The organism is Motilimonas thetidivivens (assembly GCF_046452435.1).
In the GTDB taxonomy this organism is placed as follows: domain Bacteria; phylum Pseudomonadota; class Gammaproteobacteria; order Enterobacterales; family CBDFNC01; genus Motilimonas.
The window spans coordinates 1-19,876 of the sequence record NZ_JBKFDK010000011.1 but is presented as its reverse complement, the minus strand read 5'-3'; the positions used below and the strand labels follow the sequence as shown (position 1 = coordinate 19,876).

The following is a 19,876-nucleotide window of genomic DNA, read 5'->3' as shown; positions in this document are numbered from 1 at the left end:
GGCAGTAGCTTAGTCAGTAAGAATAGTTATTAGAAATTTTTGAATCGATATGCTTTTAAATCTTTCCATATAACTATTTAGTGAAAAAAAATACTCACCTTTTGGCTATAAAATTTGCTAGAATCCCGTTTTAATAAGTAACCGCGAAAAGTGAAAATGGGTAAGAATGTAGTTGTTCTCGGCACCCAGTGGGGTGACGAAGGTAAAGGCAAAGTTGTTGATTTGCTTACAGATCGTGCAAAATATGTGGTTCGCTATCAAGGCGGTCACAATGCTGGCCATACTCTGGTAATTGACGGTGAAAAAACCGTTCTCCACTTAATCCCTTCTGGTGTGCTACGTGAAAACGTAACCTGTATCATAGGTAACGGTGTTGTACTGTGTCCGCAAGCTCTAGTTAAAGAAATGACGATGCTTGAGGCTAAAGGTGTACCGGTACGCGAGCGTTTAGTGATAAGCGAAGCTTGTCCATTGATCTTGCCTTACCATGTGGCATTAGATGTCGCTCGTGAAGCAGCACGAGGCAAGAAAGCAATCGGTACGACTGGACGTGGTATTGGTCCTGCGTACGAAGACAAAGTAGCACGTCGTGGCCTACGAGTAGGCGACCTGAAAAACTTTGATGATTTCGCCGCTAAGCTAAAAGAAGTTGTTGAGTATCATAACTTCCAGTTAACTCAGTACTACAAAGCTGAAGCCGTTAGTTACGAAGATGTATTGGCGCAAGCTAAAGAAGTCGCAGAGCTACTGACTAGTATGGTTGTTGATGTAACAGACGTACTTGATAAAGCACGCCTAAACGGCGACAACATCATGTTTGAAGGTGCTCAAGGTACATTACTGGATATCGACCACGGTACTTACCCATATGTAACCTCATCAAATACCACAGCGGGTGGTGTGGCTACTGGTAGTGGTTTTGGCCCATGTCACATTGATTATGTGCTAGGGATTGTAAAAGCTTACACCACGCGTGTTGGCTCTGGCCCATTCCCAACTGAGCTATATGACGGTGCAGAAAAACTTGATGCTGATGGTAAGCATTTAGGTACGGTTGGTCATGAGTTTGGCGCAACGACAGGCCGCTTACGTCGCACAGGTTGGTTTGATGCCGTGGCTATTAAGCGTGCTATCCAAATCAACAGTATCACAGGTTTTTGTTTAACCAAGCTAGATGTACTAGATGGTCTAAAAACCATTAAGATCTGTACTGGTTACAAAACTCCAACGGGTGAAATCTTAGATGTGCCACCTATGGCTGCTGAAGGCTATGAAGTCGTTGAGCCTATTTATGAAGAGATGCCTGGTTGGAGCGAGCCAACATTTGGTGTGACTTCTTTTGATGCACTACCTGAGAATGCTAAGGCATATATCAAGCGTCTTGAAGAAGTGACAGGCGTACCTATGGATATTATTTCTACCGGTCCAGACCGTAACGAAACCATGGTTCTAGTTAATCCATTTGCATAAGATGGATTAATACTAAAAAAAGCCGCATTAGCGGCTTTTTTTGTATCAGATTTTTGTATCAAGTGGTTGGTAACTTGCCGCCGATGCAGGGTGAGCTTGTTAGTTAAACTCAGCCCTCCCCCAGTTATTACCAGTTATTAGCTATTTCGCTTTACAGCTAAGTCAACAAGGCCTATTAAGGCTTGTTTATATTCAGACTCGGGTAAGATAGCTAATGCTGCGATCGCCTTGTCTGCTTCTTCCTGAGCGCGTTGCTGCGTATATTCGATGGATTTGGTCTGTTTGAGGATCGTTAAGATCTCATCAAGATGATCCATGCCATTACCTAACTCGATCGCCTCGCGGATCCTTTGTTGCTGGGCGGGATCCCCTTGTTGTAGAGCGCGGATCAAAGGCAGTGTGGGTTTACCTTCTGCAAGATCATCACCGACATTTTTACCCATTTCTTTCGCATCTGCGGTGTAATCCATAACATCATCAATGAGTTGGAAAGCGGTTCCCAAGTATTTACCATAGTCTTGCATGGCTTGTTCGATCGCAGGATCTTGATTGCTGATCACCGCCATCAGGTGGGTAGCAGCTTCAAACAAACGAGCAGTTTTACAGTAAATTACCTGCATGTAAGAGGCTTCGGTGGTGTCAGGATCATTGCAGTTGATCAACTGCATGACTTCCCCTTCGGCAATCACATTGGTGGCATCCGATAGGATATTCATCACCTTCATGTTTTCTAGCTCCGTCATCATTTGAAATGAACGGGTGTAGAGAAAATCTCCCACTAACACACTGGCCGCATTACCAAATAGGTTATTAGCCGTTTCACGGCCGCGGCGCAATTCTGACTCATCAACCACATCATCATGCAGCAAGGTTGCGGTATGGATAAACTCAATGATGGCGGCTAGTTGGACGTGTTGATCAGCTTGATAACCCAGCGCTCTGGCGGTTAATACCGTGAGTAAAGGGCGAATGCGTTTGCCGCCGCTGTTGATGATATACAGACCTAATTGATTGATTAATGCTACATCTGAACTTAATCGCTTAGCAATGAGTTGATTTACTTGATCCATATCGGTTTTTGCTAAGAGTTGAATCTGTTTTAGGTCCATTTTGCGCTCTGTTATTTAACTGGGTGAAGACTGAAATCAGCTCGGCATTTTACAACAAAACTATGATTTTAGCAGTGCTTTAACATCATCTAGAAAGATTTTAAATTTTTTGCATTTTCAACTTGCCAGTACGAGATCATTTGCGTACAATCCGCCCCCATTGTGATTAAGTTATCTGGCTCAAATTTATAGCCAGCACGGAGTAATAGACATGTACGCTGTTATTCAAAGCGGTGGTAAACAGCACCGTGTTACAGAAGGCCAAACTCTACGTCTAGAAAAACTAGATCTTGAAACAGGTGCTTCTGTAGATTTTGAAGAAGTTTTATTAGTAGCAAATGGCGATGACGTTAAAGTTGGCGCACCATTTGTAGCAGGCGGCAAAGTAGTTGCTGAAATTGTTTCTCACGGTCGTGGCGATAAAGTAAAAATCGTTAAGTTCCGTCGTCGTAAGCATTCTCGCAAACAAGCCGGTCACCGTCAGTGGTTCACTGAAGTGAAAATCACTGCAATTAACGCTTAATAGGAGTACTAAAAGATGGCAAGTAAAAAAGCTGGTGGTAGTACTCGTAACGGTCGCGATTCAGAAAGCAAACGCTTAGGTGTTAAGCGCTTTGGTGGTGAATCAGTTCTTGCGGGTAACATTCTAGTTCGTCAACGTGGTACTAAATTCCACGCTGGCACTAACGTAGGCCTAGGTAAAGACCACACTCTTTTCGCAACTGCTTCAGGCACTGTGAAATTTGAAGTTAAAGGTCGCCTAAACCGTAAATACGTTAGCATTGTTGCTGAATAATCAGTAACAAGATAACTTTAAAAAAACCCGCTTCGGCGGGTTTTTTGTTTTTTCGGATCTAGCTGAACAAACAAGAAGTGTGCACCACATCACTTTTTGCTATAGTGTCTAGTTGGATTGATTGGCTAATTTATGACTCGGCAGGCAACTTTGCCAAGGCTGAGATTCGGTTTAGTAGCAAGTAGTTAACCTATTTGCGGCGGGAGTAAGTAATGAAATTTGTTGATGAAGCAAAGGTTAAAGTGCAAGCCGGAGATGGCGGCAATGGTGTGGTTAGCTTCCGCCGTGAAAAATACATTCCTAATGGTGGCCCCGACGGCGGTGATGGTGGTGATGGTGGTGATGTATTCTTAGTCGCTGACGAGAACCTCAACACTTTGATTGATTACCGTTTTCAACGTTTTTATGCCGCAGATCGAGGTCAAAATGGCCAGAGTCGTGGCTGTACTGGATCGCGTGGATCAGACAAGATCATGATGGTACCTGTGGGTACACGTGCATCGGATCTCGATACCGGCGAAGTGATCGGGGATCTTACCTTTCATGGCCAAAAACTCATGGTAGCCAAAGGTGGGTTCCATGGTTTAGGTAACACACGTTTTAAGAGTAGCGTTAACCGCGCGCCAAGACAAAAAACCATGGGCACCAAGGGTGAAGTTCGTGAGTTACTCCTCGAGCTGATGTTACTGGCAGATGTTGGCATGTTAGGCCTACCAAATGCAGGTAAATCAACCTTTATTCGTGCTGTGTCAGCCGCGACGCCTAAGGTGGCTGATTACCCATTTACCACTTTGATCCCAAGTTTAGGTGTGGTTGGCTTAAGCGGTGAGCGTAGCTTTGTTGTTGCCGATATTCCGGGCTTAATTGAAGGCGCGGCAGAAGGGGCTGGCTTAGGTGTGCGTTTTCTTAAGCATTTAGAGCGTTGTCGTGTGCTATTGCACATGATTGATCTACTTCCTGCCGATGGATCGGATCCTGCTGAGAATGCCAAGATCATTGTTGAAGAGTTAGAAAAACACAGCCCGAAATTGGCGAGTAAACCGCGTTGGTTGATCTTTAATAAGATCGATCTTGTGCTGGAAGATGAAGCCGAAGAAACCATTGAACGAGTGCTGGCTGCATTGGATTGGAATGACAAGTACTACAAAATTGCTGCAGCAAGCAAACAGGGCACCAACGCGCTTTGTTTAGATCTTGCCGAGTTTATGGAAAGTCTACCTAAGGAAGATGCAGAAGCAGAAACTCAAGAGCAAGTGGAATTTAAGTGGGATAACTACCACAAGGCTGCTGTCGAAGAAGCCACTGATGATTGGGATGATGACGATGACTGGGATGAAGATGACGAAGAAGGTATCGAGTTTATCTACCAGCCATAATTTGTAATTTTCCTTAAAGCCGCATTTAATGCGGCTTTTTGTTAAGCCAAGCTTTTTAAAATCAGTCTGCGCTTGATCAAGGTGCAGGCAAAATTTTAGTTAATTAAAAGCGTAATTTTTGCTCTTTGTTAAATACTTATTCAGTTTATTGATTAAAATAGCAAAACTATTCTAGCTAAAGAGTTTTATTGCAGTTATGTCTTATCAAAGACCTCTCACCAAACAGCAGCAAACCGAAATAACTCGGATTGCCATTAAAGCGGGTCAGCTGCTGCAACAACACGGCGCAGAAAGCCGATTAATTGAACAAACCACGGTGCGTTTAGGCACCGCTCTTGGTGCCCAAAGTATTGAGCTTGCCGTTTCAGCCGATGCCTTAGTGCTGACTTCTTTATTCGAAGGCCGATGTATTACCACCACGCGCAAGGTGTATGATCGTGGTATTAACATGCAAATGGTCTGTGATGTATTACGGATTTGTGTGATGGCCGAAAAACAGCTGCTCAGTGCGTCTGAAGTCAATCGTAAGCTAGATAAGCTCCAGCCGATGAAGTACAACCGTTGGTTGGTGGTATTCATGATCGGCTTGTCTTGTGCCAGTTTTAGCCATTTATTCGGCGGTGATTGGTGGGTATTTGGCGTGACGTTTGTTGCTTCAGCAACGGCTATGTTTGTACGCCAAGAGCTCGCACATCGTCACCATAATCCCTTTATTAACTTTGCCATCACCGCGTTTATTGCCACCTTGATTTCCAGTCTCGGCGTGATTTATCAGTTAGGTAATCGACCTGATTTAGCCATGGCAGCCTGCGTATTGCTATTGGTGCCGGGTTTTCCTTTGATCAATGCCGTGTCAGACATGGTAAAAGGCCATATTAATATGGGGATTGCCCGTTGGACCGCTGCTACCTTACTTACTTTTAGCGTGGCAGCTGGGATCTTTGCTGCGATGGGCGTCATGAATATTTCCGGAGGACTGAGTTAATGGAGCTTATTTTACTCTTGTTGGATGACATGTTTTGGGCTGCGATCCCAGCAGTGGGTTTCGCCATGGTATTTAATGTGCCGCAAAAGATGTTGGTGTATTGTGCTGTGGGCGGAGCAATAGGGCACGGTTTTAGGACCCTAACAATGCAGTTTGGTCTGCCTATCGAGTGGGCATCCCTAGCTGCTACCACTTTAATCGGCTTTATTGGCTTGTATTGGTCACGTAAACATTTGATCCCGCGCCCTGTTTTCACCGTGGCCGCTGCGATCCCTATGATCCCAGGAAGTTATGCGTTTGCGACCATGCTTGGCTTAGTTGAAATGAACGCGGGTGGGTTTACCTATCATTTGTTTCAAACCGTAATAGAAAATGGCCTGAAAACCTTGTTTATCTTGCTTGCACTTAGTTTTGGTCTCGCCATTCCTTCTATTTTGATTTATCGTGGCCGCCCCATTGTATAAAACGAGTATTAGCTATGAAAATTGCTATGATTGCCGCGATGGCAAACAATCGTGTGATTGGTAAAGACAATCAAATGCCTTGGCATTTACCGGCCGACTTAAAGTTTTTTAAAGCAACGACCTTAGGCAAGCCTGTGCTGATGGGCCGGCGTACCTACGAGTCGATTGGTCGTCCTTTGCCTGGCCGGTTGAATGTGGTGATCACCCGTGACTCAAGCTGGCATGCTGAAGGCGTGACGGTTGCCGCAAGTCCTGAGGCGGCATTAGCTTTAGTTGCAGAGCATGAAGAAGTGATGGTGATAGGTGGTGGAGCGATTTATCAAGCCTTTTTGCCACTCGCTGATACCTTGTATCTGACATTTATCCAAGCCGATATAGAGGGGGATACTCAGTTTCCCGATTATGAAGCGGGTAATCAGTGGCATTCGTTGCAGCTTGCTACGCATCATGCCGATGAGGCCAATCAATATGATCTTGTTTTTACTAAATTGACGCGCTTAGCTGGTTAACCAGAACTTTGGCTAGGCTATATCGTATGAATAATCCGCAAAAACGCGCTGAATATGTCCCTATACTCTCTGCGTTTTCATCCCTGAAAACGAAGTTTTGCTACTTATTCATACGATATTTATTGGCTGGTTCCATTAACCAGAATTTAGGTTAGCTAAGCTACTTACTTATGCACTGCGCTGACTGAGACTCGGCTGGCTGAATAAGGCTTGGTCTTGCCAGCGCAACATGGTGAGTTGGTTACCCCAAACACAGCCTGTATCTAAGCCTATCACGTCGCTTCGCTTGGTTGCGCCCATTAAAGCAGCCCAATGACCAAATAGGATTGTTTGCGAGCCTATATGGGGTCCATCAATTTCAAACCAAGGATGTAAACTGGTATCGGAATTACTCTGTGGTGGTTGTTTATTTTGAAAATCTAAACTGCCGTCGCAATAGCAATAACGCATGCGAGTAAACACATTAACGATAAACCGCAATCGAGCGAATCCGGTTAAATCATCGAACCAATAATTGGGGTGATCTCCGTACATATGCTGAAAGAATGCACCATAGCTATCGCCGCGCAACACTTGATGAACTTCTTCAGCCAGTGTTAGCGCTTGCTGCGGTGTCCATTGTGGTGAAATACCAGCATGTACCATAATAAATTGATGTTGAGGATGCGCTACAATCAGCGGCTGTCGACGCAGCCAATGCATGAGTTCGTCACAATCCGGTGCGCCTAAGATAGCTGAGGTTTGATCTTTCTTTTTGACTTTGGCGAAACCAAGCCAAGCCGCAATGAGGTGCAGATCGTGATTCCCTAATACGATTTGTGCGCTGCTTCCAAGGGATTTTATATAGCGTAATGTCGCTAAAGATTGTGGTCCTCTGGCCACTAAATCACCTGCTAACCAGAGTTCATCATTGCGCGGATCAAACTCAACTCGAGCTAATAACTGCTGCAGTTCAGCGAAGCAGCCTTGGATATCGCCAACAATATAGGTCGCCATGATTAGTGCAAAATATTGGGTTGAGCCAAGCGAAAAGCGGGGATCGCCACCTGATAAAGGCTTTTGTCTTTTGCCTGCATGGTGTAACTGCCTTGCATTACACCAAGGGGGGTATCAAGTACGGTGCCGCTGGTGTATTCGAACGCGCTGCCGGGTTGGATATCGGGCTGCTGACCGACGACACCCGGGCCTTCAACTTCGGTTTTTTTGCCATCGGCATCGGTGATTAACCAATGTCGATGGAGTAGCTGCATAGCTTGATCACCATTGTTACGAATGGTGATAGTGTAAGCAAAGACATACCGATTTTGTTCTGGTTCAGATTGGGCCGGAATATACTGCGTGGCAACACTGATTTGAATTTGCTCGTTATCCATTTTATTCCTCGTCGAAATCAGCCATTGAGTCATCGCTAATGTTATCAGGCATTTCTTCGATAGGGTTGTCGTAAAGCCAATTTGCAAGCGCTACGTACTGCGCGACGGTCACATTTTCTGGACGATGATTAGGATCTATGCCGAGTTGCTCAAGCTGTGGCTCGGTGAATAACTTCTTTAAGCTATTGCGCAGGGTCTTGCGTCTTTGATTAAACGCCATGGTGCAGACTTTGTTGAGCAATTTTACGTCTTTTGCAACCACAGGGAGCTCAGCATAAGGCTCTAGTCGTACCACGGCTGAATCAACTTTTGGCGCAGGTTTAAAGGCGCCCGGTGGCACTTCTAAAATAGGCGTAATTGCACAGTAGTATTGTGCCATTACGGATAAGCGGCCATAGGCTTTACAATTAGGACCCGCTGCCAGACGATTCACCACTTCTTTTTGCAGCATAAAGTGCATATCTTTGACTTTATTGGCAAAAGTAAATAGATGGAACATCAAAGGCGTTGAGATGTTATAAGGTAAGTTACCAAACACCCGTAGCGGCTTATCATCTTCAATCAACTGGTTGAAGTCAAAGCGCATTGCATCGGCTTGGTGAATGGTCAGCTTATGGCGAATAAACGGATGTGAAGTAAGTCGCTCGGCGAGATCTTTATCCAATTCAACCACATTTAATCGCTCAACCAGTTCAGCAACCGGCTCAGTTAACGCGCCCAACCCCGGACCGATTTCAACTAAGGTTTGATCATTTTTTGGGTTAATTGCGGCTACGATGCTGGCAATCACATTTTGATCATGCAGGAAGTTTTGGCCAAATCGTTTTCTCGCGCGGTGACCTTGATGTACTTTTGAATTCATAATTGTTTTTTCTCTACCATTTCTATGGCTTGATTGAGCGCGGTAAGCATACTGCCTGGATCTGCTTGACCTGTACCAGCTAGTTCTAGCGCGGTGCCATGATCAACCGAAGTACGAATAAATGGTAAGCCTAAGGTAATGTTGACCGAATTACCAAATCCCTTGTACTTAAGTACAGGCAAGCCTTGATCGTGATACATGGTTAACACGGCATCAGCATCATCTAAATATTTGGGCTGAAACAAGGTATCCGCGGGTAGGGGGCCAATAAGATCAATGCCTTGGGCTCGCAGCACGTCTAAGGTCGGACTGATCACTTCAATTTCTTCACGGCCTAAGTGACCACCTTCACCGGCATGGGGATTTAAACCGCAGACATAGATCCTGGGTTTAGCAATGGCAAATTTAGCTTTCAGCTCGTTGTTTAAAATCTCGATGATGTTAGTTAAACGCTCTGGCGTGATGGCTTTTGCTACATAGGCCAATGGAATGTGAGTGGTGACTAACGCAACGCGTAAACCTGTTGTCGCGAGTAACATCACCACATCCGAGGTATTCGACTCTTGGGCAAAAAATTCAGTATGACCGCTAAACGAAACCCCTGCTTGGTTAATGATCCCTTTATGTACGGGACCTGTGACCACAGCGGCAAACTCACCAGATAGGTTGCCTTGACAAGCAAATGATAAGGTATCGAGCACATAGCGGCCATTGGCTTCATTAAGCTCCCCTGCCACCGCTGGGGCTCCTAAATAAATAGGCGCAACGGTCAGTGTACCTTTACTTTGCGGCTGTGGTGCTAGATTTGGCTCATACAATGAAATAGCCACATCAAGATTGAGCTGCTTGGCTCTTGCTTCTAGCAAACTCGGATCGGCGGCGACAACTAATTGTACTGGCCAATCGTATTGACTGAGGGCTAATACTAAATCAGGGCCAATGCCACTTGGCTCTCCAGGTGTAATAACGATTCTAGCGGGCTGCATGGTTATTTATTGTCCATTATTTTAACATAAGCTTCTTCACGCAGCTCATTTAACCAGCTTTGTGCCTCTTCGTTATAGCGGCGGCTGTATAGAATTTGGTACGCTTTTTGTTTGTTGGCTTGTTCGGTAACATCTGTTGTGCGTTTACCCATGACTTGCACTAAGTGCCAGCCGTGAGTCGAGCGAAACGGTTGGCTGATTTCGCGCATATCTAACCGGTTAACTTCATCTCTAAAGGCCGGTACATATAACTCAGGATCGGCCCAACCTAGCTCACCGCCTTTTACTGCCGAGCCGGGATCTTCTGAATGAGCTTTAGCTAACTCAGCAAATGTCTTACGGCCGGAGATAATATCAGAACGATATTGGTCAAGTAGCTGCTTGGCTTTTTCATCGCTAAGAATGATGGAAGGCTTAATTAAGATATGGCGAGCATTAACTTCTGTCGAAGTGACCTTAGTTTGGCCGCGTTCGTCGATAATTTTAATAATGTGCAAGCCATTCGCACTTTTGAATGGGCCGATAATATCGTTGGCATTCGCCCCTTCAACCGCTTTGGCAAACAAGGTTGGCATATCGTTAACGCCCATCCAGCCCCAGTCGCCACCTTCAAGTGCTTTAGGGCCTTGTGATTCAGCAAGGGCGAGTTCGGTAAAATCTGCACCCGAACGCAGCTTGGTTACAATCGATTCAGCTTTATTATTGCTAGCTTCGATCTCGTTGGCGGTTGCATCATCACTGAGTTTTAACATGATGTGACCAATGCGGTATTCAAGTTGTTTACCCCCTTGGCTATTCATCATTTTCACTAGGTTATCAATTTCTTGTTCTGAAATGTTGATGCGACGTCTTACCTGAATCCTTGATACTTCTGAAATCAGTAGCTCTTCACGCACGGAGTGGCGAAACTCAGCATAACTAATTCCTTGTTCGGCAAGGCTTGCTTGTAATTCTGGTAAGGTTTGATTCTTGTCTTTAGCGATGCCTAGTATGGTCTGTTCAAGTTGAGCTTCGCTGATTTTCATCCCCAACTTTTCGGCCATCTGTACTTGTAAGCTATCTTGAATTAGCTTTTCTAAAATTTGTTTGTGTAAAACAGTTTCACTGGGCAACGGCTGTTGCTGCGCTTTATATTGGCGCTTAACCTGCTTAGATAAGGCTTTCACTTCACTGACCATGATCACATCTTGATCGGCAATAGCTGCCACTTTATCGACTTCTACTGGGGCGGCGTGAACGACTAAACTGCCTATAAGCAGTGAAGTGGATAACGTGTAGCTTAACAATTTATTGATCATCATTTTCTTACTTCGTTAGCAATGTTTATTTATTCGCAAATGGGCGGCCGTAGCCGAACAAACCTTGGTTTATATCTGAGCTGGCATTGTTGCCAAACCCAGCTAACCCTTTTAGCTCGATTTGCAGTTTGACGCCGCTGGACAAGTCATAGTTGTTCTTAATGTCGCCTATTTGCCCGTATGATGTTTTCATGTGTTGATCGTAGACTAAGCTAACTGACCAACAACAGTCTTCATATTTGACACCGAATAAGCTTTCAAAGAAGCGCTCGTTGTCGGTATCGTAATAATAACTTGTGATAGCGCTCCATTGATCGTTAAACGGCCAAGACGCCTTTACGCCAACCTGATTGATGCCACCCTTAATGTAGTTGTTTTCTGGGTTTTCAGGTGGTTTGACGTAACGATAATTCAGTTGCATCAGTTTGTTCCACGCCCAGCGACGCTCAAGTGTACTGTTACCTCGACTGATTTCACCGTCTTCGGTATTGACTTCAATACCACCATGGTAATACCAGTTATCAGCGAAGTTAAAATCGGTTTCGGCAACGAGAGAAGAGCGGTTACTGTCTTGCTTAACTAGATCGCCTACCAGATAAGTATCGGATTGATTGAAGTAGAACATTTGACCGATAGCGAGACGGAAACGTTCTTTAAAATTTTCATCCAGATAACCAGTAGATACGCCAAGGGTTATTTGATTAGCATCGGCAATGCGGTCAATACCAGAGTAGCGTTGCTCTCGAAACAAACCGTAATAGTCGAGTTGCAATGCGGAAGTATCGTATAAGCCGATATTGCGTTGATCACGGTGTGGGATATATAAATATTTAATTTGAGGAATCAATGTTTGCGTGTATTCACTTCCCCACATTTGGGTTTCGCGTTCAAAGTTAAGCCCCCCGTGCATTGAAAATTTTGGTAATGAACGAGTGACGCTTTTATCGAGATCACGATACCAAGCCTCTTTAACTGTATTCGGTATATCTTGTTCATAATGGGTAAGCATATAGCCAAGCTCGGTATTAAGGAACGCGGCTTGTGAATACAAGGGCACGATGACCTTAGGCTCGATATGGAAGCGAGAGCCCGTGTAAACATCATCGTTTTTATGATCAAACCTGGTTATTTCACTAAATAGGCTTGCTTCAATGTGGTTCCAATTCGTGGGGTAATAGCCGTTGAATGCTAATTTCGGCATCACTAAGTGCGGCGAGTCGCCACCAAGAACCTGAAAGTCTCTTACCTCAACTTCAGCATTCCAGTTTTTTTCTAGCCAAGATGCATTGGCTGTTCTTAATAATTGGTTATCGGTGCGAGAGCCAACTGTTGAGCCAAGATCGTTAAAATAGTCATCATCACTCACTTTGGTATAGGTGCCGTTAAAGCGAAAATGCTCACCCACGCGGGAACTATTCTTCCAATGGTAAAGGTATCGGTCTTGGTGTAGCTTTTTATCGTTATAGAGATATTCAGCGTTTAACTGGCCACGGCTGGTTGCTGTTAAATAACGGTATTCCCCTAGTGCTTGTACACCACGATTAACCATAGATTTTAGGGTGATAGTGGCATCTTGATTTGGTGCTATGTTCCAATATATGGGCTGTTCTAAGGTAATCCCGTTATCTGAACTACTAGAAATGCTGGGCACAAGTAAACCAGATTTACGGTTTGAGCCGATCGGATAAGTAAAATAAGGGAAATAAAAGATAGGCACATCAAACAGTCTAAATGTGGCATGTTTTGCTGTGGCTATTTCTTCTTCGTTATCAATTTCTAAATGCTTGGCTCTGACTTCCCAAGTTTTATCGCCAGGTGGGCAAGAGGTATAACTGGCTTGATAAAGGTTGTAATGTTCGCGGTCAATGACTTCTAGCTCTTTGGTATCACCACGTCCACCTTTGCCATGGAATTGATATTGAGTATCAAATGACGTGGCCGAGTCATTACTTAAATCAGCATCTATCTGAGTACCACTGACGGTTAGTTGACCATCGGTGAAATTGATGTTGCCTTTGGCCTGAGCTTTTTGAGTTTCGCTATTGTAAGTTAACTCATCACTATTAAGGGTTTTAATGCCTTGAATGACTTTTACATTGCCTTGATAAGTGAAGGTTTTGCCTTGGCTTGATGTGGTATCTGAATACACTTCAACTTGCGTTTGGCTGGGATCTTGATCCGGTGCATCAACCACCTCAGGCACATAAGCATAACAACGTTGAGTCAAAGGAAGATCGGCGATGGTCACCACATTGCTTTCGTTTAAACTATTGTCGGTTGCGTTAACATATGCACTTGGGGCAATAAGGGTGCCCATGATGACAAGTGTCCGTTTTATCATTGAAATTCTCTAATCGCAAAAATCAAGCTCTACAGGAGCATCGCTAGGTATGACAGATTAACCATCCGTGGCCAAGCAATATGGTGATTCTCTATGATAAAGCAATCGGCCAAGCTCGCCAACTCAGTTAAGAGAAATGGTGATATTTTTATGCTGATAATTGCTTTAATGCCGCGCGGTTTGTCACAATACCGCCATCTGAATGATAAGGAAGTAAAATATGTGGGGCAAATTACTGGGCGGCTTTTTTGGCTATATGTTAGCCCACCATATTATTGGCGCGCTGATTGGTATTTGGCTGGGGCACAAGTTAGATAAAGCTGTCGGCCAATCGGGGCGTTTTCGGGCCAGCTTGCTTAAAGCAGCACAACAATCAGCGCAGCGCCAGCAGCAATTATTTTTTCATGCCACCTTTTCGGTTATGGGGCATATAGCCAAATCCAAAGGGAGGGTGACCGAAGCTGAGATAGGCGTAGCAACCTTATTAATGGATCGCCTTAACTTGGACGCGCAACATAAACAAGCCGCACAAGAGGCGTTTCGCCAAGGTAAACAAGCTGACTTTCCACTTGAGCAGACCTTAACTGAATTTGTGGCGAGCTGTCGTGGCCGCAGTAATGTGTTGCAAATGTTCTTAGAAATCCAATTACAGGCAGCTTATGCCGACGGTGAGCTACACCCTAATGAGCAGCAGGTGTTAGAACGAGTGGCGCAGGTGCTGGGTTTTAGTCAACAAGATTTATTGCGTTTGATTTCTATGCTTGAAGCTGAAATTAAGTTTCACCGTCAAGGTAGAGCCGGTCATTCTGTTAATCGACAGCAACAATTAGGTGATGCTTACCAGCTATTAGGGGTGACCGAAACGGCGTCTATGGCAGAAGTGAAAAAAGCTTATCGTAAACTGATGAATCAACATCATCCTGACAAGCTCGTTGCCAAGGGATTACCGCCCGAAATGATGGCGATGGCTAAAGAAAAAGCACAAGATATTCAGCAAGCCTACGAACTAATCAAACAAATGAAGGGGTCGGCATAACCTATCACAATTGATTAGTCGCAGTCGTACGCCCTAAATCACTCGGTTGCTTGGCTTGTGTTGGTAAAAATCCTCGATGTTTTTGCTAAGTTGTTGGCTCAATGCATTTAAACTTTGTTCACTGGCCCAAGCTATATGGGGCGTCATGATAAAGTTAGGCAGTGACAACAAAGGCACCAGAGGATTGTCTTGGCGCAGTGGCTCAACACTTGCTACATCGGTTGCTGCGCCCGCTATTTGGCCTTTTAAGATCGCAGTTGCTAAGGCATGTTCATCAACCAAAGGGCCTCTGGCGGTATTGATTAACAAAGCACTGGGCTTCATTTGTTCAAATTCGGGTTCGCTAAATAGATCTTGAGTGGCGGGCGTTAATGGGCAATGCAAACTGATTATATCTGCTTGCTGTAGCACCTGCGTAAACGCAGTTCGCCCCGCTCTTATTTCAACTTGATGCTTGTGCTCGGCGAGCAACACCTTCATGTCTAAAGCCTGCGCAATTTGCGCCATTTTTTGTCCTAACGCGCCGGCACCTATTATGCCTAAGGTTTTACCCGCAAGGTTTTCGATTGGATAGTCGGTAAAACAAAAGTGCGGGCTTTGTTGCCAGCGACCTGCTTGTACATCGCGACAATAAGGGAGCAATTGTTTTAATAAGGCTAGCATCAAAGTGAGGGCATGCTCGGGCACCCCTTGGTCGGCATAGTGGCGCACGTTATAAACGGCGATATTGCGTTGTTGGCAGGCAGCTAAATCAATGTTGTTGGTGCCTGTCGCGGCGGCCACAATCAATTCTAAGTTTGGACAAGCATCGAGCAAGTTTGCACTAATCGCTACTTTATTGGTAATGATGACGTGGGCTGATTGGGCCCGAGTAACAAGATCATCTGTGGTGGTGTTTAAGTATTCTTGCCATTGATGAGGTATATCAGGGCGCTGAATTTTAATATGAGTTGGGATAGTTGCGCGATCGAGAAACACGACTTGTTTATTCATTGAAAGCTCTCTTAATTACTAGCTAGCTGCCAGTTTTTTTACCCGTTAAATTAATAGCCAAGACTTTTGGTCCAACCATTGATGTATTTGCCTATGTCCTCGTCAATAAATGAGCTAGTTAATGCCAATTGACGAAAGCTGCGCTTACCACTTTTCTGGGCTGCTTGGGCTCGTACTTCTTGAAGCGGGCTAATTTGTTGCGGTGATGTTTGGAAAATATCTAATACGGGGATGCTAATCCCACTCAAATCATTCGCTAAGGCTTGATTTTCAGAGGTAGACAATTGGTTTGCAGCCAACAGCACGATGGCATCAGGCAAAGGGGAAAGCTGTTGGCGATATAGTGAAAGCATAGTTACAGCCATATTTTGCTCGGCGATCATGACGGCATGACCAGATTGAGTTTCGGGTAGTTGCGCTATCGCAGCAAGTCGCTCGGCCGTTTCGGTCAAGTATTGCTCATATTGCTGAGCTTTTTCTTCAGGACTACCATTTAAAATCAACTTTCGCTGCGGTAACAGGGTAATCACGTGCCAGCCTTTGCGGGTGAGGGTTTTATGCATCTGCGTTTTACGCAGGTCAAAAGGAACCGAGTCCCACTGCGGCTGAACTAATACATAACCTTTTGTCGGGCTGTGTTGTGATTGATGTACAACGACGGTGATTTGCTTGTCAGGATCCAGCTCAATGGTGTTTTCAGGTAGATAAGTTTGGGTTAAGTCTTGGCTTAATAACTGGGTTTGACTGGGCGGTTGTGGCCATTTGTCGAAATCATTTGCACTGGACTCACTTGGGGGATCCGCTTGCTCGGTGACCGGATTTGCGTCATCAACGGGGTCGCTTGGTGTTTCTTCAGCAAAACTAATCACAGAAAATAACGAGCTAAACAGCATGATGAGTAAATATCTACGGGCAAAATACACGATAAACCTGACTTAAAATACAAGGTGCTTGCTTTTCAAACTAAGTGGATTTTACGTAAAGTGCAAGGAAATGATCTAAAGACGTGTTTGCCAATCGCTATATCATTAGAGTCGTGATATAGCGATTGGAATGAGGATTAATTAGTTTTGGGTTGAAACAATAAAGCGCAATGAATCGAGTTTAACTTGAGTATGATTTAGTAAATCAGCGGATTGATTTAATAAGTCTGTGACAAATTGTATCTCTTCCTCACGAATACTTGGATTGATTGATTTTAATGCTTCTAGGCGTGCTTTATCAGCTCCAAGTTGTTGCTCCATTTTAGTTATGGCTGTTGCAACAATCTGCTGCATTTGTGCTTTTGCAAGTTCTTCGGCTTGGCTAATCAGTTGATGGATAAATGTCTGTGATGCATTCACCAATTTGCTGCCCAGATGACGATTAACGGGAGTGAGTTGCTTGTTAAATGTATCAAACGCGACATTAGCTGCTAAGTTATTGCCATTTTTATCTAATAAGATCCTTACCGGCGTGGTAGGCATAAAGCGCTGCAGTTGACTGTGCTCACTGGCTGGTGCTTCGACTACATAAATCAGCTCTAATAAAATTGAGCCAGCGGGTAAGGCTTTATTTTTAAGTAAACACACAGCGGTAGAGCCAGTGTCTGAACTTAAAATAATATCCATGCCGCCGCGGATCATGGGGTGCTCCCAGCTTAAATAGTGGACATCATCTCGACTGAGTGCGGTTGCACGATCAAAGGTTACCGTTGCCCCGTCATTAGGCAGGCCGGGCATATTGGGAACAAGCATATGCTCACTTGGGTGCAGGACTAAACAGTTCTCACCCTTGTCGTCTTGGTTAACACCGATAATATCAAACAGTTTGAGCGCAAACAGCGGAAACTCGGGTTTATCGTCTTCAGCTTGCAGTTTTTCTAGCACGCTACTGTTGCTAAGTATGCCTGAAGAGTTTAGCTCCAACAGTTTATCGCGGCCTTGCTCCATTTGTCGGCGCAGGTTTTGTTCTTGTGCTTGAGTTGAATTGATCAATTCTGCAATGGCGGCGTCATCCGGTTTATCCGCAGCTAAAAGAGTTAACAATTCGGCTTTATGTTGCTCAAAAATAATGCGAGCGGCAGGACATGTAAGCTCAAACGCATTAAGGCCTTGGTGATACCATTGTTGCAACAAGGCTTGCGACGTACCTTCAAGGTAGGGGACGTGGATCTCTATGTCATTTTTTTGCCCGATACGGTCTAAGCGGCCAATGCGTTGCTCTAACAAATCTGGGTTAATTGGTAAATCAAATAACACTAAGTGGCGAGCAAATTGGAAGTTACGTCCTTCAGAGCCGATTTCAGAACAGATCATTACTTGAGCGCCGGCTTCGGTTTGAGCAAACCAAGCAGCTGCGCGATCTCGTTCAATTATCGATAAGCCTTCATGAAATACCGTGCCGCGAATGCCTTCGCGGGTGCGCAGTATTTCTTCTAAGGCGAGGGCGGTTTGTGCCTTGGCACAGATCACTAACACCTTATCTTGTTTGTTGGCCTTAAGTAGTTCAAGTAGCCAATCGATTCTAGGGTCAAAGCTGCACCAAGATGATGACGCGCCTTCAAACTCTTGGAAAATTTCTTCAGGGTATAAAAACTGCTTCGCTTTGGTTTCGATAGGGCTGCTGGCTGACATCATTTGGCCAACCTTGATCGCCGTTTTATACTGCTCTGGAAGCGGTAAGGCAACAGGATGGTAATGACGTTTTGGGAAGCCCTTTATCGATGCGCGAGTGTTTCTAAATAGGATTCGACCGGTGCCGTGGCGATCTAACAGTTGAGCAATTAGCTGGTGGCGAGCTTGGTCTTGCGCTTGGTCATCGCCATCTTGTATCGTCTTAATGAGCTCAGAAATATCTTGTTCAGCCAATAATTCTTGCAATTTGCTAATCGCTGACGCGGGTAAATCTTCGTTGCTGGTGAGGATATTCACCGTATCAGCAACTTCTTTATATTGCGCTTCTTCGGCCACGAATGCTTGGTAATCATAAAAACGGTCAGGGTCGAGTAAGCGTAACCGAGCAAAGTGACTTTGGTGGCCTAGTTGATCCGGCGTTGCCGTTAATAGCAACACACCTGACGTGGCCTGAGCTAATTCTTCAACAATCTGATATTCGCGACTTGGCTGCGCTTCATCCCATTCTAAATGGTGGGCTTCGTCAACAACGAGTAAGTCCCAATCTGCTGCTAATGCTTGCTCAAAGCGACGACGCTTTTTACGCAGAAAGTCTAAACTACATAATACCAACTGCTCGGTTTCAAACGGGTTATCGGCTTCGGCAAAAGCTTCAATACAACGTTCTTCGTCAAAGATGCTAAAGTGCAGGTTAAATCGGCGCATCATCTCAACTAGCCATTGATGAGTGAGGGTTTCTGGCACCAGAATAAGTACGCGCTTGGCACGATTAGAAATCAACTGTTGGTGGATGATTAAGCCAGCTTCAATGGTTTTGCCTAAACCTACTTCATCAGCCAGTAATACGCGCGGCGCATGACGTTTGCCCACTTCCTCGGCGATATAGAATTGGTGGGGGATCAGATCAACTCGTGCTCCCATTAGGCCGCGAAGTTCAGATTGCTGCTGCTGATGCTGATGCTGTAATGCTCGGTAGCGCAACACAAAGTGTTCGGTACGATCAATTTGGCCGGCAAACAGTCGGTCTTGAGGCTTATTAAACTTAATAAAGTTGTTAAGCATGGTTTCACGCAAGCTAACCGCTTCTTGGTTATCGGTACGTGTACCTATATAGGTGATTAAGCCATTTTCTTCTTCTATGTCACTGACAATAAGTGACCAGTCTTCATGACTAAGTACTTCATCACCAATGTTAAACATCACGCGGGTGACAGGTGCATCATCTTTCGCATAATTTCTATTTTCCCCAGAGGCGGGGAAAAGCAAGGTGACGACGCGTCCTTCTATGGCAACGACGGTGCCCAAGCCTAAATCTGATTCTGTATCGCTAATCCAACGCTGACCTAATGCAAAAGACATTAATTAATACTCTCCGAATGCCATGGCTAAAAAAAGGCGGCTATGTTACCTAAAGCAACCCATTTGCTAAAGCTAAAAATGGGATCTGCATCATTAATCCAATTAGCTGGAAATGTTCGAGATAAATAAAGCGTAGTTAATCCAACGATAGTTAAAAGTCGGCAAACAAATTCGAATCCCAAAAAGACAGATTAGTGACTGAATTGGATGCTTTTTGAGCAAAAAATAAAAAATAGAAAAAAGTTCAAAAAAAGCCTTGCGCCGAAAACGAATCTCCCTATAATGCGCATCCACTGACACGGCA

The 19,876-nt window shown here is 44.7% G+C and carries 18 protein-coding genes; 8 read left to right on the top strand and 10 right to left on the bottom strand.

Translation table 11 applies throughout. The features are described 5' to 3' along the window. Positions 1-156 precede the first annotated feature (156 nt). Positions 157-1,470: an adenylosuccinate synthase gene (locus ACK8OT_RS09925; protein WP_410196357.1), complete on the top strand. Its 1,314-nt coding sequence runs from the start codon at positions 157-159 to the stop codon at positions 1,468-1,470. Between the two features lie 137 nt (positions 1,471-1,607). On the opposite strand, the gene ispB is transcribed toward ACK8OT_RS09925, so the two are convergent. Then, positions 1,608-2,579 carry an octaprenyl diphosphate synthase gene (gene ispB, locus ACK8OT_RS09920; RefSeq protein WP_410196356.1) on the bottom strand — a complete coding sequence of 324 codons (972 nt, stop codon included), beginning with the start codon at positions 2,577-2,579 and terminating at the stop codon, positions 1,608-1,610. Between the two features lie 211 nt (positions 2,580-2,790). On the opposite strand from ispB, the gene rplU reads away from it, so the two are divergent. From rplU to folA, 6 genes are all read left to right on the top strand, one after another. After that, a complete protein-coding gene (gene rplU / locus ACK8OT_RS09915; protein WP_232804003.1) occupies positions 2,791-3,102 on the top strand; it encodes a 50S ribosomal protein L21 in 312 nt (103 codons plus the stop codon). Between the two features lie 15 nt (positions 3,103-3,117). Continuing rightward, positions 3,118-3,375: a 50S ribosomal protein L27 gene (rpmA, locus tag ACK8OT_RS09910; RefSeq protein WP_410196355.1), complete on the top strand. Its 258-nt coding sequence runs from the start codon at positions 3,118-3,120 to the stop codon at positions 3,373-3,375. A gap of 212 nt (positions 3,376-3,587) precedes the next feature. Further along, complete coding sequence (cgtA, locus tag ACK8OT_RS09905) at positions 3,588-4,751, top strand: Obg family GTPase CgtA (protein WP_410196354.1); 1,164 nt, start codon at positions 3,588-3,590, stop codon at positions 4,749-4,751. A gap of 196 nt (positions 4,752-4,947) precedes the next feature. After that, the gene (locus tag ACK8OT_RS09900) at positions 4,948-5,736 is read left to right on the top strand and encodes a threonine/serine exporter family protein (RefSeq protein WP_410196353.1); all 789 of its coding nucleotides are present in this window, start codon (positions 4,948-4,950) and stop codon (positions 5,734-5,736) included. Beyond that, positions 5,736-6,200 carry a threonine/serine exporter family protein gene (locus tag ACK8OT_RS09895; protein ID WP_410196352.1) on the top strand — a complete coding sequence of 155 codons (465 nt, stop codon included), beginning with the start codon at positions 5,736-5,738 and terminating at the stop codon, positions 6,198-6,200. The genes ACK8OT_RS09900 and ACK8OT_RS09895 overlap by 1 nt, the downstream gene beginning before the upstream one ends. A gap of 14 nt (positions 6,201-6,214) precedes the next feature. Beyond that, positions 6,215-6,709 (top strand): type 3 dihydrofolate reductase, encoded by a 495-nt coding sequence (folA, locus tag ACK8OT_RS09890; RefSeq protein WP_410196351.1) that lies wholly within the window; start codon positions 6,215-6,217, stop codon positions 6,707-6,709. A gap of 168 nt (positions 6,710-6,877) precedes the next feature. On the opposite strand, the gene ACK8OT_RS09885 is transcribed toward folA, so the two are convergent. Genes ACK8OT_RS09885 through lptD form a run of 6 tightly spaced genes read right to left on the bottom strand, consistent with a single transcriptional unit; the run spans position 6,878 to position 13,569 of the window. After that, the gene (locus tag ACK8OT_RS09885) at positions 6,878-7,705 is read right to left on the bottom strand and encodes a symmetrical bis(5'-nucleosyl)-tetraphosphatase (RefSeq protein ID WP_410196350.1); all 828 of its coding nucleotides are present in this window, start codon (positions 7,703-7,705) and stop codon (positions 6,878-6,880) included. Positions 7,706-7,707: 2 nt separating this feature from the next. Next, positions 7,708-8,082, bottom strand: coding sequence for a Co2+/Mg2+ efflux protein ApaG (apaG, locus tag ACK8OT_RS09880; RefSeq protein ID WP_410196349.1), 375 nt, complete (start codon positions 8,080-8,082; stop codon positions 7,708-7,710). Between the two features lies 1 nt (position 8,083). Beyond that, positions 8,084-8,944, bottom strand: a complete 861-nt coding sequence (rsmA, locus tag ACK8OT_RS09875) for a 16S rRNA (adenine(1518)-N(6)/adenine(1519)-N(6))-dimethyltransferase RsmA (protein ID WP_410196348.1) — start codon at positions 8,942-8,944, stop codon at positions 8,084-8,086. Then, a complete protein-coding gene (gene pdxA / locus ACK8OT_RS09870) occupies positions 8,941-9,930 on the bottom strand; it encodes a 4-hydroxythreonine-4-phosphate dehydrogenase PdxA (RefSeq protein WP_410196347.1) in 990 nt (329 codons plus the stop codon). The genes rsmA and pdxA overlap by 4 nt, the downstream gene beginning before the upstream one ends. Before the next feature lie 2 nt (positions 9,931-9,932). Beyond that, positions 9,933-11,231 (bottom strand): peptidylprolyl isomerase SurA, encoded by a 1,299-nt coding sequence (gene surA / locus ACK8OT_RS09865; protein ID WP_410196346.1) that lies wholly within the window; start codon positions 11,229-11,231, stop codon positions 9,933-9,935. A 22-nt stretch (positions 11,232-11,253) separates the two neighbouring features. After that, positions 11,254-13,569 carry an LPS assembly protein LptD gene (gene lptD, locus ACK8OT_RS09860; RefSeq protein WP_410196345.1) on the bottom strand — a complete coding sequence of 772 codons (2,316 nt, stop codon included), beginning with the start codon at positions 13,567-13,569 and terminating at the stop codon, positions 11,254-11,256. A gap of 220 nt (positions 13,570-13,789) precedes the next feature. Here lptD and djlA point away from each other — a divergent pair, with 220 nt between their 5' ends. Next, complete coding sequence (djlA, locus tag ACK8OT_RS09855; RefSeq protein WP_410196344.1) at positions 13,790-14,605, top strand: co-chaperone DjlA; 816 nt, start codon at positions 13,790-13,792, stop codon at positions 14,603-14,605. A 33-nt stretch (positions 14,606-14,638) separates the two neighbouring features. Here djlA and ACK8OT_RS09850 read toward each other — a convergent pair whose 3' ends face one another. From ACK8OT_RS09850 to rapA, 3 genes are all read right to left on the bottom strand, one after another. Further along, the gene (locus ACK8OT_RS09850) at positions 14,639-15,598 is read right to left on the bottom strand and encodes a D-2-hydroxyacid dehydrogenase (RefSeq protein WP_410196343.1); all 960 of its coding nucleotides are present in this window, start codon (positions 15,596-15,598) and stop codon (positions 14,639-14,641) included. A gap of 50 nt (positions 15,599-15,648) precedes the next feature. Next, positions 15,649-16,521 (bottom strand): DUF3530 family protein, encoded by an 873-nt coding sequence (locus ACK8OT_RS09845; RefSeq protein ID WP_410196342.1) that lies wholly within the window; start codon positions 16,519-16,521, stop codon positions 15,649-15,651. Between the two features lie 141 nt (positions 16,522-16,662). Beyond that, positions 16,663-19,572 (bottom strand): RNA polymerase-associated protein RapA, encoded by a 2,910-nt coding sequence (rapA, locus tag ACK8OT_RS09840; RefSeq protein WP_410196341.1) that lies wholly within the window; start codon positions 19,570-19,572, stop codon positions 16,663-16,665. Between the last annotated feature and the right edge of the window lie 304 nt (positions 19,573-19,876).